Here is a 13,344-nt window from a genome sequence, read left to right on the forward strand (position 1 = left end):
ACCTTGCACGCCACCAACCCCGTCAGGGCCTGCGGCGCGTTCATTCACGCAACCCCGCTGGAGACGCCCGATGAAACGCCTGCTGCCCCTGCTGTTGATCCTGCCCCTGGCCGGCTTCCGCCCCGCCCCGATGCCGCCGCCGGCCTACGAGGGCGGCCCCGTGCGCATGTCCCTGGTCGACCGCGACCGCGGCACCGAATTGCGCAGCTACCCTGCCGAGGGCCAGCGCTGGGTGGCCGGCGAGCGCGGCCACCGCTACGCCGTGCGCCTGTACAACGACAGCCCGCGCCGGGTGCTGGTGGTGCTGTCGGTGGACGGCGTCAACGCCATCTCCGGCGAGGATGCCGATCCGTCGCAGACCGGCTACGTGCTCAACCCCGGCCAGCGCGCCGACATCACCGGCTGGCGCAAGAGCCAGGACGAAGTGGCGCAGTTCGTGTTCAGCAGCCCCAGCGGCAGCTATGCCAGCCGCACTGGCCGCCCGGACAACATCGGCGTGGTGGGCGTGGCCGTGTTCGAGGAAGCGCGCCGCTGGCGTCCGGATCCGATCCTGCGCCGTAGCCTGCCAGCACCGGCCCCGACGGCCGAAGCGGCGGCCGACGCCAGCGCCAGCCGCATCGAGGGCTATGCCAGCAAGTCGCAGGCTCCTGCGCTGGGCACCGGCCACGGCGCACGCGAACAGTCGTCGGTACGCGATACCGACTTCGAACGCGCCAGCCGCAGCCCGGCGCAGGTCCTGCAGCTGCGCTACGACAGCGCCCGCAACCTGCGCGCACGCGGCATCCTGGTGGATTCGCCCTCGCGCCTGCCGCGCGAGCCGCAGGCCTTCCCCAACCGTTACGTGCCGGACCCGCCGGCGCGCTGATCCTCCCGCCCAGACAACACAACGCCCGCAACCTCTCGGTGCGGGCGTTGTGTTGTGGGGGAAACCGAAGCGCTTACTTGTAGTCCGGGTAGTCCTTGCTCACCGCATCCTGGAAGTCACGGACTTCCTTCTCGGCGCGGTCCTTGGCCCAGCCATATCGTTCCTGCAGGCGACCGGCCAGATACTCGGCATTGCCCTCGGCCACATCGAAATCGTCGTTGGTCAGATCGCCCCACTTGGCCTGGGCCTTGCCCTTCAGCTGCGACCACTTGCCGGAAATGATGTCTTTGTTCATTGCTGGGAATCCTTGGCTGCAACGGCGTTCTTACCGTAGCTCCAGCTTCGCGCAGCGGCTGTTGGGTGCCGGTCAACCGACCATGAAAACAATGCTCACCTGCTTGAATGGTTCACTACGCTTCGACAGCATGTAGTGAAAAGCACGCACAAAAAAAGGCCGGGGATGTCCCCGGCCCTTTCTCTTTCCGTTCCGCGCCGGGCTTACTTGCCCTTGGCGGCGTCCTCAACCTTTTCACCGGCCTTCTGCACGTCCTTGCCAGCACCGGCCACGGTGTTGCAACCGGCCAGCAGGGCCACCGAGAACATCGACAACAGCATCAGGGCAACTACGCGCTTCATGGGCTTCTCCTTGGGTTCGCCGCTATACCGCTTTATTCGCGGATGGGATTCTTTCGCTCGGCGGGAGGGCACCAATGCCCACTGCCGCCGCGTGAAGTGCAATCTGGCGGCAGGGGCGTGGAGCGGGCGTGAACGGTTCGGCAATCCGTTCAGCAGGGGCGGTCAGTCGCGCATCAGGGTGGACTTGCCGAACAGGCTTTCCACCAGGTCCACGGCCAGTTCAGCGGTGGCATTCTGCTTGTCCAGCAAGGGGTTGAGCTCAACGATGTCCAGCGACCCCATGCGCCCGGTGTCGGCGATCATTTCCATCACCAGCTGCGCCTCACGGTAGTTCACCCCGCCCGGCACGGTGGTGCCCACGCCCGGTGCGATGCTGGGGTCGAGGAAGTCCACATCGAAGCTGACATGCAGGTGGGTGTTCTCGTCGATACCGGCCAGCGCCGCTTCCACCGCGCGCTTCATGCCGTTCTCGTCGATGTAGCGCATGTCGTACACATCGACCTTGTGGGTCTTGATCAGGCGCTTCTCGTCCGGGTCCACCGAGCGGATACCGATCTGGTGCATCTGCGACGGGGTGATCGCCGGTGCGCTGCCGCCGAGGTGGGTCAGCGCCTTCGGGCCGAGGCCGCACAGGCAGGCCACCGGCATGCCGTGGATGTTGCCCGACGGGGTGACATCGCTGGTGTTGAAATCGGAATGCGCATCCAGCCACAGCACGCGCAGGGTCTTTCCCTGCTCGCGGCACCAACGTGCCACGGCAGTGATCGAACCGATGCCCAGGCAGTGGTCGCCACCGAGCATGATCGGCATGCGCCCGGCCTGCAGTTCGGCGTAGCTGGCTTCCATCAGTGCGTGGTTCCATGCCACCACTTCGTCCAGGTGGCGGTAGCCTTCCACCGGCGTGGTCCACGGGTTGCGCGGGCCATCCAGATTGCCCAGGTCGCGCACGTCCACGCCGCGCGCTTCCAGCGCCTCCGGCAGGCCCGCCACGCGCAGCGCTTCCGGCCCCAGCCGGGCACCGCGATGGCCCGCACCGACATCGGTGGGAACGCCAATCAGGGATACGGAGATGGGATGGGCCATGGGTGCCTCCTGCGGGGGAAAAAGAAGCACAGTCTAGCCAGAGCTGTGTGACACCACTCGCGGCGGTGCAGCAGGGCCATTGCATGGCATGATGCCGCGCGGACCCGACCGTCCTTCATGGAAGATTGCGATGTCGCCCTTCATCAATACCGCGTGGCCACGCTTTTTCATCGGGGCGCTGCCGGTCGCCGTTTTTGCGGTTTTTTTGAGCAACTCGATCGATGCGTCGCCGAATGGCTGGCTGATGCAGGCGACACTGCTGCTGGTGCCGTTCTCGACCCTGGTATTCCTCGGGTTGGGCTGGCAGCGTCTGCGCAAGGCGCACGCTGAATACCCGATCCTGAAGAGCGAGCTGCACCGTATGCTGGCAGCGTTGATCGGCAACGTGAGGGTAGCCGCGCTGTGGTTCGGCTTGACGTTGTTCGGAACGTTCGCCCTGCTGCTGGCGTGGGTTTTGCTGCGAACATCAGGCGGCTGACGGAGGTCCCTGCCTGCGACGAACTCAACCGCCGCGGTGGCGAACCGGCGTTACGCTCTGCACCTGGCCGTTGTTGCGCATCATGCACAGGAAGCGGCCATCGGGATAATCGATGATCAACTCCTGATAATCGCTGCCCACCGGTAGCTGAGTCACCAGCGTGCCTTGCGCACCCTTGCGCATATTGCAGGAACCCAGCGCGGTATCCCCCGGCGGCGCGCCGTTGGCCGCCTTGGACGCATTGCGGAAGACCGCACGGCAGCCACCATTCACCCACACCGAATGCCGCGACAGGCCCCAGTTCTGGCCTTGCTCGCAGCGGGCGTGGCTGAGCTGGCGCACGATTTCCACGTTGCCGCGGGTATCCATGTCGCACGACACCTGCTGCTGGCCGGTGGATTCGCAGGTGACTTCGCGCGGCAGCACCGCGTCGTTGTCGTCATCGTGGCGACGGTGGTCGCGATGTTCAGACGGCGCGGGCGTTCCACTGGCACTGACCTGGCAGATGCCATTGGCGCCGCCTCGGCCGGTATAGCTGATCTGCGGCGTGCCGTCCTCGTTGCTGCTGATCGACAGCGTGATGCCACTGTTGGCATCGCGTGCTTCGAAGTAGCGGTCGTTGAAGCGCTTCAGCGTGGCCTCGCGGCCTTGTACGTAGACCGGCCCGCCTTCGTCGGCGTGCACATCGATGCCGCCAGGGCAGCTGGCGTTGAAGAACGGCACCGCGGCCATGGCTGGGGCCACGAAGACGGTGGACAACAGTGCGGCGGCGAGCGACAGGGCATGGCGACGCATGTGCAGATCCCGGAGGGCCCCAGGGTGGGCGCGTAGCGGCAGTATGCGATGGGGCGTTGCGGGCTGTCCGTGAGGAACATCAAGATCCGGACGGCGCGCGTGGGGATTCATGTCTGGTAGGGTGTTCTGGAAGCCCTGCCGGGGAAGTTAAGCCAGCTTTACTTCCTGGGCCATGAAAGGCCGCACGACAACAATGACTCACCAGGATTCATCGTTGGTTGCAGCTCCGCGCGAAATGTCGCTTCTGGCATTGCGATGCTCGAAACGGGCTAAACGCGATAGTTCATTTTTCCTTTCAGATCACCCGATGCCATCGAAACAAACGACTGGCAGGCGGTGATTTCACGTGCGCATGATGAATCGCCACCTGCAAGGGTGGCCGGGACTTCCAAGCCCGTGTTGTCAACGATGTATACGCTTGCCAGCCGGCGTCGTCCTCCCAAGTACGGCGCCGGCTGGCAATCCGTTCGCCGATCGACGGCGGGCGGTGCGTGGGGGCCTCGTGCCCGCCGATTCGTTGACCCGGTCTTGGAAGCCACGCATCGCCCGCCACCCTACCGTGGCGGCGCCTCTGTTCCTGACGAGGATGCCCGCATGTCCAGAACCCATCATCCGTACCTGACGGCCACCCTGGGCGAGGCTGCCCTGCGCCTGCCGCCCGAACTGGCGCGGCCGTTGGAAGCCGCTTTCGCTGCCGCCAACGAGGCGCCCGCGCCGATCAACCTGCCCGGCTGCCTGCAGCGCATCCAGGCCGGTGACGCCGCCGATGGACAGCCGTGGCCGGGACCGGCAGGCGCACCTGGCGACGCCGTGGCTGCTGCACGTAGGGATCGCGCTGCGGTTGGCCTGGTGTCGCTGCTGGAGCTGTATCACGCCGCTGAGCGCGTGCGCGTGGACGGGGAAGAGAAAGACGATATCGGCGATGGCACGCGCGAAGGGCTGATACTGGCCTGTCGGGGGCTGGCGGAGTATGTGGCGTTGCAGGTGGGTGGGAGGTAGCTGGCGAGAGCATCTGCACAAACGCCCGGATTCTACTTCGTTGTGGAAGGTTTTCTTGCACTCGCACAGCGCGCCTCATTTCCGAGAGTGATACTCGACGACACCGACGGATACTCAATTCCAAGACCGAAGTCACATCTACCTCTTTCGATCTCATTTCAACTGCTCCGCGTGGTTTCGAAACCACGGTGGACCACGCATCCTTCTAGACCAAGGAGAGATCTAGCATGAGAATGAATTCCAAGAGCATATTGGCCGCCTCCACTATCGCATTGGGAAGCGCACTTCTGTTCACAGGTTGCACCCTGAAGAGTGTTCGAGCTTATGGCGAGTGCAGTGGAAAACAAGCAGGTGGCGGAGAATGCAAGGCGGGTATGGAAGTTATCTGGGAAGGGGACGGTGGTGGGAAGAGGAGCATTTACAACTCCCTGCTGTCGTCTCTCAGCGTACTCCCAGATGCCGCGACGTTTGAGCTGGATACATCCGGATCAACCATACCGTATCCTGCCACGGGCAATGCGGTACTCCGGGTAAAGAACGTCGCTACCGGCGCAATCAGCGCATCCCAAACGTTTTCATGGGTCAGGACAGGCACCGTGATCCGAGTTGCGGACCCTAACGCGGTGAATGCCTGGATATACGCAAATGTGGGTAATGGCGATGCCTTGAGCTACGACCTGCTCCCCTTCCATTCGGCATACGGAAATGGCCCGCAGGTTATCGCTGGGCAAGCCAAACAGGAAGGCATTACCAAGGCGAGCTACTACCTGGAGTTCGAAGGACGGGATTGCGTCAACCACCCGTCGCCGCACTTGTGCATGGAGATGTAGTAAACAACAGGAGATGCGGGTGCACCTTGAGCACCCGCACCTTTGGGAGAAGCGATGAAAGGAGTCGTACTCGCCGCATACGCCGCCTCCATCCTGGCAGGCTGCGCCACATCAATTGGATTGCCACAAGGCATCCCTCCGGATGGCTATACCGAGCTGGTGTCCACGCCTCTCGGTCCATTCCGTTACTTCCGATCCCTCTCCATTGTTCCAGGGCGCAAGGACCTGCCCGCTCTGGAATCGTTTCACTGCACCAACACCCAGCACGAAATCCTGCTCTTGATGGTTGCAGGATCACAGGTTGACGTTGCAGATACCTGCAAGCGCATTGATGCAGCAGCGAAATTCTCCGAATCATGGATAGAAGCAAAGGCGAACAGATACCGGATCCTTCTCGCGCCAACGAATACCGCGGCGACGATACAGTCGCGTACTTTGGGATCGTTTTCGGGCGGGAAGACATTGGCACTTGCGGCTTCGATACATGACGATCGTGGACGGACGGTTGCGAACCTTGTCGATCTGGTCGCACACGAGACATTTCATGCGCTAGGTCATGCCACAAGACACCCTCAGGCGCTTGATGAACGCATCGCCTACTACGCCGGCATCTGCGCACAGCTTCAGGTAAATGGCGTTGTTCGAGAAGATTCGCTGCCTGGAGCCGCCATCGGCACAGACGACGATGCAGTGCAGCTGTCTTCACAAGCGGCCTATCGCGTTCGTCTCGAGACCTATCCCCTTCTCGCTGATGGCAGCATTCAACTCAAGGAGCAATCCGGCGAACGTCTGCTCCAACGTTGTAGTCAACTCAAAAGCAGTCTCGCGACATCACGTTGAACGCGCCTGCAGGCTGCCGTTCTGTCCAGAACAGCAGCGCACAAAAAAACCCGCCATTGCAGCGGGTTGATTGTTCTCCGTGGACATGCGCGGATGCCAAGAGATCGAAGATGGTGCCGCTTATCCGAATCGAACGGATGACCTACTGTTTACAAGACAGTTGCTCTACCAACTGAGCTAAAGCGGCATGGGTGCATCACCGGCGGCAGCGCCGCGGTCCGGGGGATTCTAGCGCAACCGCGTGCATTCCAGCGACCGGCTCTGCGCCGCCCCGCTGCGCTGCTGGGCCTGGGCTGGCTGCGCGCCCGCCGCCAGCTGCCCTTCCAGCCACCACTGGCCGGCGTCGCCGCTGGCGACCAGGCGCGGCTGGAAGCCGGCGGCCTGCACCGCTGCCATGCGCCGCTCGGCGCCTTCGCGGTTGCGGTACTGGCCCAGCGCCACGGCGTTGGCGTCCTCGCCCTGGCTGATGATGTAGTAGTCGCTCAGGCCGGCGGCCACGATACGCTTCACCGTGGCCTGCGCGTCGTCACGGTTGGCGGCGGCCGGCAGCATCACCCGGAAACGGGCGCTGCCACTGGCAGCGGGCTGTTCGCGCAGGCGTACCTGACTGATGACGCTGCCGGCCTTGCCCTGTGCACTGGTCGCGGCGGCGCGGTCGGCGAACGGGCCCAGCGCCACGCAACGCGGCGGCTCTGCGGCTGCGGGCGGGGTTGCGGGCTTTTCCGGCGCCTGGGCTGGTGCAGGCGGTGTTACCGGCTTGGGAGCGGCAGCAACCGGCGTAGCCTCAGCCGCCTGCGGCTTGGCAGATTCCGGCTTGGCCGGCACGGCCGGCGCGGGCGTCGCAGCCACCGCTGTCTTTGCCGCCGGCTCGCGCTCCGTCAACGGCGCGGTCGGGGCGGCAGCAGTGGCATCGGCGGCCTCAGCCGCATCAACGCCACCGGGCACCCAGCGCAGCTCGGCGACGCCGGCCGGTTGCGGCGGCGGCGCAGGCGGTTGCGGCGCATCGCGCAGCAGCCACCAGCAAGCGACGCCAAGATTGAGGATGGCCAGTACGACGATCAGGGCACGGGTCAGCATGCGCGGATACTAGCCTGCGGGCTGGTGCACCGCCCAGCGGGCGAGACCATCCAGCACCAGCGAGGGGTGGTAATCGGCGCCGGGCAGCAATGGCATCAGCGCCGGTGCGCCGCCACCATGCACCAGCAGCGAGGGCGCAACACCCAGCAGCGTCTGCGCCTGCTGTGCGCTGCGTTCGATCAGTGCCACCGCCGCACCATCGCAACCGGAAGCCAGCGCATCGGCGGTATCGTTGGCGAACTCGCTGTAGTCACCACCGGTAGCCGGCAGCTGTACGGCACGGGCGTGCAGTGCTTCGCGCATGGTGGTGGGCGATGCGGAAATGCGGCCACCGTGGTGCTGGCCATTGGCGTCGAGCAGATCAATCGTCAGTGCGGTGCCCACACCGACCACCAGCACCGGGCGCTGCGCCTTGGCCGCGGCCAGCAGGGCCAGGAAGCGGTCGACGCCGAACTTCTCCGGCTTGGCATAGGCAATGCGCACACCGGCGCATTCGGCGCTGGTGCGCACCACGTGCACGTGCTCGAAGCGACGCTGCAGCTGGTCCAGCATGGCGCTGGTCAGCGACGGTGCGGCCACGCTGGCCACGAACGCGGTGGTGCCGCTGGGCAGACTGTGCGGCGGCTGCCCGGCCATGCCTTCGGCGCCATGCGCCCAGGCCTGCACGTCACCGGCACGGTCACCCTGCAACGGCGCGAACTTGAACCGCGAGTTGCCGAGGTCGAACAACCAATCGCTCATGCCGCCCTCACGCTGACTTCGCCGGCGTGCAGCAGGCACTCGCGGCCATCGATGCGCAAGCGCAAGGCGCCGTCATCGGCCAGGCCGAGCGCGGTGCCATGCTGCCACTGCCCTTCCAGTTCCACCCGTACTTCGCGGCCGGCCAGCATGTCGAACGCGGCGTAGCGCGGCAGGAACGGAGCGAGACCTTCGCGATCGAACTCTTCCAGCGCCGGCAGCAGACGCGTCAACACGGCCGCAACGACCACGTTGCGGTCCACCGGCTTGCCAGCCAGCGTGTCCAGATCCACCCACGGCTGGGTGATCTGCTCGGCGAACGACGGCGGCATGTGCGTGTTGATGCCGATGCCGATCACCGCGCGCGCCGGGCCGGCGTATTCGCCACCGCCTTCTGCGAGCAGGCCGACCAGCTTGCGCTTGCCATCAACGATCAGGTCATTCGGCCACTTCAGCTGCGCCTGGGGGTAGCCCAGGTCGTGCAGCGCTTCGGCCACGGCGATGCCGGCCACCAGGCTCAGCCCGGCCAGGCGGCCGAGGCCGCCGGAGAACAGGCGCAGCACCGACAGGTAGATATGCGCGGCCAGCGGCGACGCCCACGTACGGCCGCGACGGCCGCGGCCGCCGGTCTGGCGTTCGGCCAGCAGGACGCTCACCCCGCGCAGGGGCGCGCTGCAACGCAGCAATTCTGCGTTGGTGGAGTCCACTGTCCAGGCCACCTGCAGGTCGTGCAGCAGGGCCTGAACGTGGGCGGGCAGGCCGGCGCGGATCGCGTCCGGGTCCAGCAGGTCGACCGGGCGGGTCAGGCCATAGCCCTCGCCAGCGCGGCCCTCGATGTCCACACCGGCGGCCCTAAGTCCTTGAATACGCTTCCAAATGGCCGCCCGGGTCTGACCCAGCTCACGGGCCAGGGCGTCGCCGGACAGGCGACCGGCAGCGAGTTTGGCCAGCAATTGGCGATCGTCCACGGCAGCTTCCACGAAGTCAGAAAGGAATTATGCGGGAAAGCCGCCAGCGACGCCCGCCACCGGTGGGCCGCAGGGGCTTCCAACCGGGTGCCGGGTTCGGGCTAGAATCGGGAACTCACCTTCCCTTAACGTGGATGTCGTCAATGCGCCGTTATGCCCATTGCCTGATCCTGCTGACGATGCCCTTCGCGGCGTCTGCGACAGCAGCGCTGGACGACAGCCGTGGGGCATGCGTGTCCTCCAATGGCGATGCCGCCTCGCAGCGCGCGCCCACCGCCAGCGCATCGGCTGCCAGCACCAAGGCGGCACCGGTACGCCCGGCTGCCAGCACCACCACCGGCGGCGGTGGCAGCGACGACGACATGCTGCCGCGCATCCGCGCGCCGAAGTGGCACAGCTACCTGCCGGGAATGTTCCGCTGATCAAGTCGTTGCTGCAGTGGCTGCGGCCTGCACCGCGGCCGATTGACGATGCACTTTGGGAAGACGCCTGCCAACGCGCGGCGTGGCTGCACGGCCTGGATGACGGGCGTCGTGGGCGACTGCGCCTGCTGGCCACGCGCTTCCTGCACGAGAAGACCATCACCCCGATCGGCGATCTGCAGCTGCAGGCCGGCGATGGCGTGCTGCTGGCCGCGCTGTGCTGCCTGCCGCTGATCGAGTTCGGCGAAGTGGGACTGGAAGGCTGGTCGCAGCTGATCGTCTACCCCGACGCGTTCCGCGTGCACCGCAGCCACATGGATGCGGCCGGCGTACTGCACGAGTGGGATGACGAACTGATCGGCGAATCGTGGGACAGCGGTCCGTTGATCCTGTCCTGGGCCGATGTGCAGGCCGACCTGTCGGCGCCGCACGAGGGATACTGCGTGGCGGTGCACGAGATGGTGCACAAGCTGGATGCGCTGGATGGCGCGATGGACGGCACGCCGCCGCTGCCGCGGCAATGGCAGCGCGAGTGGGCGGCTACGTTCCAGCAGGCTTACGATGCCTTCTGTGCGCAGGTGGACGCGGGCGTGGAAACGCTGATCGATCCGTACGCGGCCGAAGCGCCGGAAGAGTTCTTCGCGGTAGCGAGCGAGTATCACTTCTCGGCGCCGGATCTGCTGCAGCAGGCATTGCCGGAGGTGGCCGCGCAGCTGCGGCGGTTCTATGGCGAGCCGCCGACGATGGTCGGCTGATTCACTACCGCAGCTTATGTAGAGCCGAGCCATGCTCGGCTGCATTTTGCGGAGCAGTCGAGCATGGCTCGACTCTCCACAAGGCTACGGCCCCGGCGGCAGGCGCACTTCGAAACGAGCGCCGCCCAGTTCCTCGGAGCGGCCCACAGTCAGTTCGCCGCGGTAATCCTTGATCAGGTCCTGCACGATCGACAGGCCGATGCCGTGGCCCTGCACGCGCTCGTCGCCACGCACGCCACGCTGCAGCACCTTGCCGATGTCGTCCGGGGCAATGCCAGGGCCATCGTCGTCCACCGCCAGCAGCAGGCCGGCACGGCGCGCGTTCGGTGCCGGCAGCGGCTGCGCGGTCAGCAGCACGCGGCGGTTGGCCCACTTGAAGGCGTTTTCCAGCAGGTTGCCGAGCAGTTCCTGCAGGTCGCCCGGTTCGCCATGGAAGCGCGCGGCCGGGTCGATGTCGAATTCGCACAGCACACCCTTGGAGGCGTAGACCTTCTCCAGGCCACGCACGATTTCCTCGGCGTTGGATTCAATCGGCAGCGGTGCGGAGAACAGCTTGTGGCCCGACGACGCAGCACGTGCCAGCTGGTACGAGACCAGGTTGTTCATGCGCTGCAGCTGCACGTCCAGCTCCTCGCGCAGGGCGCCGTCCCCGGCGCCGCTGTCCATCTGCGTGCGCAGCACGGCGATGGGCGTCTTCAGGCTGTGCGCCAGGTCGGCCAGGGTGTTGCGCTGGCGCTCCAGGTTCTCGCGCTCGCTTTCAATGAAGGCGTTGATGCTGTCGGTCAGCGGTTCCAGTTCGCGCGGGTGGCGCTCGCTCATGCGCTCGGTCTCGCCGCGCTGCACCTTGGTCAGCTCGGTGATCACGCGGCGCAGTGGGCGCAGGCTCCACTGCAGGATGACGGTCTGCAGCAGCAGCAGGATCAGGCCGATGCCGCCCAGGTAGAACCAGACCCGGCTGCGGAACACGCGCAGCTGCGCACCCAGCGCGCGCGAGTCTTCCATCACGTAGATGGTGTACGGAAACTCGGTGGCAGGGTCGGCGTCTGCGTCCCACACCAGGCCCAGGCCATAGCGGTACACCGAGCCCTGGCTGCCGTCGATCTGGATCATCGGCAGTGGGCCTTCGAACACTTCCTGGCGCGGTGCCAGCAGGCCACCGCCCACGGTGGGCAGCATCGGGCCTTCGGCGGACATCGAATTGCCCTTGCCGTGCGGCATCACCACCTGCAGGTACAGGCCACTGCCAGGCACGTCGAAGCGCGAATCCGGCGGCTGCTCGCGGATGTACAGCGAGCGGTCGCGGGTGAAGTCGATGCCGGCCGCGTAGGCGGTGGCGTAGTTCTTCAGGCGCTCACGCAGGTTCGCCTTCGCCGTATCGGCGAAGGCGGCGTCGAGCGCGTAACCGGCCAGCGCCAGGAACGCGACCAGGCCCACGGACGCGGCGAACATCTGGCGCGCCTGCAGGGAGCGCGGCCGCCAGCGTCGGAAGAACCACAGACGGCCGGACATCGTGCTATCGCCAGGGTGAGCCGGCTCAGCCCTCGTTGCGCGGAATCGCGAAACGGTAGCCGCGGCCGCGCACGGTCTCGATCGGCTTCAGTTCGCCATCCGGGTCCAGCTTCTTGCGCAGGCGGCCGATGAAGACCTCCAGCACGTTCGAGTCGCGGTCGAAGTCCTGCTGGTAGATGTGCTCGGTGAGATCGGCCTTGGAGACCAGTTCACCGGCGTGCATCATCAGGTACTCCAGCACCTTGTACTCGTAGCTGGTGAGATCGACATTGCTGCCGGCCACGCTGACGGTCTGCGCAGCCAGGTCCAGGGCAACCGGGCCGCATTCCAGCGTCGGCTTGCTCCAGCCAGCGGCGCGGCGCAGCAGCGCGTTGACGCGGGCCAGCAGCTCTTCGACATGGAACGGCTTGACCAGGTAGTCGTCGGCGCCCTGCTTCAGGCCCTCGACCTTGTCCTGCCAGCTCGAACGCGCGGTCAGGATCAACACCGGGAACTTCTTGCCTTCGTCACGCAGGGCCTTGATCAGCTCCATGCCCGACATCTTGGGCAGGCCAAGGTCGATGATGCCGACATCGAACGGAACTTCGCGCCCCATGTAGAGGCCTTCCTCGCCGTCCTGCGCAGCATCGACGGCAAAGCCTTCGCGCTTGAGCCGGGCTGCCAGGGTCTCACGCAGCGGGGCTTCGTCTTCGACCAGAAGGATACGCATGAACTCTCCCTAGTGTCCTGGGTGTGGCCCGGAGGCCTGTGGGGTACGGGTTGATAGCGACAACTATCCCTGTTCAGGGGTTATCGCCGCGTAGTGATGACATATCCGACCGCGGCGTGCGCGGCTGTGAACGCGACGGGGCGGGGTCGTCCATGTAGCGGACCCGGCCCCGATCGTCCATGTACTTCACCCGGTTGATATCACGACCATCGAACGGCACGCGCTCGGCACCGAGGATGTGGCCGCCGGTGGTGCGCTGCACGCGGCGCACGGCATCGGACAGCGACCGCTCGTCGCCACGGTTGCCACGCTCGCCTCGCTCCATCATCTCCGCCCGCGCCTGCTCGCCACGCGGCGGCTGTTGCGCCAGCGCCGAAGACAGCGGCACAGCCGACAGCACCACGCAGGTGGCCAGGGCAATGCGGCGATGGAAGGGAGCGGAAGACATCGATGCGATCCTAGCCGAGCACGGCGATTCGTTCAAAAGTCGTAAATCCGGCGCCGGGTTCGAAACCCAGCGTTTTACAAATCTTTTGTAAATTCTTGGTTTACAGCGGTGAATCCGGTCTGAACTTTTCCGGCCCTGCGTCCGCGTTGTTCAGCTAAGTGAACATTCGGGACGAATCGACGTCCCTTGTCA

Annotated in this window: 17 protein-coding genes and 1 tRNA gene; 7 read left to right on the top strand and 11 right to left on the bottom strand. The window is 65.6% G+C overall.

The window, feature by feature from the left end; all coding sequences use genetic code 11:
* Nucleotides 1-70: 70 nt before the first annotated feature.
* Nucleotides 71-865, top strand: a complete 795-nt coding sequence (locus RI032_RS07675; protein WP_057503837.1) for a hypothetical protein — start codon at nucleotides 71-73, stop codon at nucleotides 863-865.
* Between the two features lie 73 nt (nucleotides 866-938).
* On the opposite strand, the gene RI032_RS07680 is transcribed toward RI032_RS07675, so the two are convergent.
* From RI032_RS07680 to rocF, 3 genes are all read right to left on the bottom strand, one after another.
* Nucleotides 939-1,160, bottom strand: coding sequence for a CsbD family protein (locus RI032_RS07680; protein WP_010486972.1), 222 nt, complete (start codon nucleotides 1,158-1,160; stop codon nucleotides 939-941).
* 203 nt (nucleotides 1,161-1,363) lie between these two features.
* On the bottom strand, nucleotides 1,364-1,501 hold the full coding sequence (locus tag RI032_RS07685) for an entericidin A/B family lipoprotein (protein WP_014035659.1): 138 nt from the start codon (nucleotides 1,499-1,501) through the stop codon (nucleotides 1,364-1,366).
* 162 nt (nucleotides 1,502-1,663) lie between these two features.
* Nucleotides 1,664-2,584 carry an arginase gene (gene rocF, locus RI032_RS07690; RefSeq protein WP_010486976.1) on the bottom strand — a complete coding sequence of 307 codons (921 nt, stop codon included), beginning with the start codon at nucleotides 2,582-2,584 and terminating at the stop codon, nucleotides 1,664-1,666.
* Nucleotides 2,585-2,714: 130 nt separating this feature from the next.
* On the opposite strand from rocF, the gene RI032_RS07695 reads away from it, so the two are divergent.
* Nucleotides 2,715-3,062, top strand: a complete 348-nt coding sequence (locus RI032_RS07695; RefSeq protein ID WP_260363915.1) for a hypothetical protein — start codon at nucleotides 2,715-2,717, stop codon at nucleotides 3,060-3,062.
* A gap of 24 nt (nucleotides 3,063-3,086) precedes the next feature.
* Here RI032_RS07695 and RI032_RS07700 read toward each other — a convergent pair whose 3' ends face one another.
* Nucleotides 3,087-3,857 (bottom strand): DUF3011 domain-containing protein, encoded by a 771-nt coding sequence (locus tag RI032_RS07700; protein WP_322548086.1) that lies wholly within the window; start codon nucleotides 3,855-3,857, stop codon nucleotides 3,087-3,089.
* 594 nt (nucleotides 3,858-4,451) lie between these two features.
* Here RI032_RS07700 and RI032_RS07705 point away from each other — a divergent pair.
* The 3 genes from RI032_RS07705 to RI032_RS07715 all read left to right on the top strand — a co-directional run bounded on the left by RI032_RS07705 (nucleotide 4,452) and on the right by RI032_RS07715 (nucleotide 6,526).
* Nucleotides 4,452-4,856 (top strand): hypothetical protein, encoded by a 405-nt coding sequence (locus RI032_RS07705; RefSeq protein ID WP_322548087.1) that lies wholly within the window; start codon nucleotides 4,452-4,454, stop codon nucleotides 4,854-4,856.
* A gap of 227 nt (nucleotides 4,857-5,083) precedes the next feature.
* Entirely contained in the window at nucleotides 5,084-5,686 is a 603-nt protein-coding gene (locus RI032_RS07710; protein ID WP_143048254.1) for a hypothetical protein, read from the top strand.
* 54 nt (nucleotides 5,687-5,740) lie between these two features.
* Nucleotides 5,741-6,526, top strand: coding sequence for a hypothetical protein (locus tag RI032_RS07715; RefSeq protein ID WP_134958845.1), 786 nt, complete (start codon nucleotides 5,741-5,743; stop codon nucleotides 6,524-6,526).
* A gap of 111 nt (nucleotides 6,527-6,637) precedes the next feature.
* Here RI032_RS07715 and RI032_RS07720 read toward each other — a convergent pair.
* From RI032_RS07720 to birA, 4 genes are all read right to left on the bottom strand, one after another.
* Nucleotides 6,638-6,713 (bottom strand) — tRNA-Thr (locus RI032_RS07720).
* Nucleotides 6,714-6,754: 41 nt separating this feature from the next.
* Nucleotides 6,755-7,603 carry an SPOR domain-containing protein gene (locus RI032_RS07725; RefSeq protein WP_322548088.1) on the bottom strand — a complete coding sequence of 283 codons (849 nt, stop codon included), beginning with the start codon at nucleotides 7,601-7,603 and terminating at the stop codon, nucleotides 6,755-6,757.
* 9 nt (nucleotides 7,604-7,612) lie between these two features.
* A complete protein-coding gene (locus tag RI032_RS07730) occupies nucleotides 7,613-8,344 on the bottom strand; it encodes a type III pantothenate kinase (RefSeq protein ID WP_010486989.1) in 732 nt (243 codons plus the stop codon).
* Nucleotides 8,341-9,309 (bottom strand): bifunctional biotin--[acetyl-CoA-carboxylase] ligase/biotin operon repressor BirA, encoded by a 969-nt coding sequence (birA, locus tag RI032_RS07735; RefSeq protein WP_322548089.1) that lies wholly within the window; start codon nucleotides 9,307-9,309, stop codon nucleotides 8,341-8,343. Before birA ends, RI032_RS07730 begins: the two co-directional genes overlap by 4 nt.
* A gap of 143 nt (nucleotides 9,310-9,452) precedes the next feature.
* Here birA and RI032_RS07740 point away from each other — a divergent pair, with 143 nt between their 5' ends.
* Nucleotides 9,453-9,731, top strand: a complete 279-nt coding sequence (locus tag RI032_RS07740; RefSeq protein WP_010486993.1) for a hypothetical protein — start codon at nucleotides 9,453-9,455, stop codon at nucleotides 9,729-9,731.
* Entirely contained in the window at nucleotides 9,698-10,486 is a 789-nt protein-coding gene (locus tag RI032_RS07745; protein ID WP_193391012.1) for a M90 family metallopeptidase, read from the top strand. Before RI032_RS07740 ends, RI032_RS07745 begins: the two co-directional genes overlap by 34 nt.
* Before the next feature lie 84 nt (nucleotides 10,487-10,570).
* Here the strand turns inward: RI032_RS07745 and RI032_RS07750 are convergent, their stop codons facing one another.
* From RI032_RS07750 to RI032_RS07760, 3 genes are all read right to left on the bottom strand, one after another.
* A complete protein-coding gene (locus RI032_RS07750; RefSeq protein WP_049480014.1) occupies nucleotides 10,571-11,995 on the bottom strand; it encodes an ATP-binding protein in 1,425 nt (474 codons plus the stop codon).
* Between the two features lie 25 nt (nucleotides 11,996-12,020).
* Entirely contained in the window at nucleotides 12,021-12,704 is a 684-nt protein-coding gene (locus RI032_RS07755) for a response regulator transcription factor (protein ID WP_004136763.1), read from the bottom strand.
* 73 nt (nucleotides 12,705-12,777) lie between these two features.
* Nucleotides 12,778-13,152: a hypothetical protein gene (locus RI032_RS07760; protein WP_010487000.1), complete on the bottom strand. Its 375-nt coding sequence runs from the start codon at nucleotides 13,150-13,152 to the stop codon at nucleotides 12,778-12,780.
* Between the last annotated feature and the right edge of the window lie 192 nt (nucleotides 13,153-13,344).

It is taken from the genome of Stenotrophomonas geniculata (assembly GCF_034508895.1).
Classification (GTDB): Bacteria; Pseudomonadota; Gammaproteobacteria; order Xanthomonadales; family Xanthomonadaceae; genus Stenotrophomonas; species Stenotrophomonas geniculata.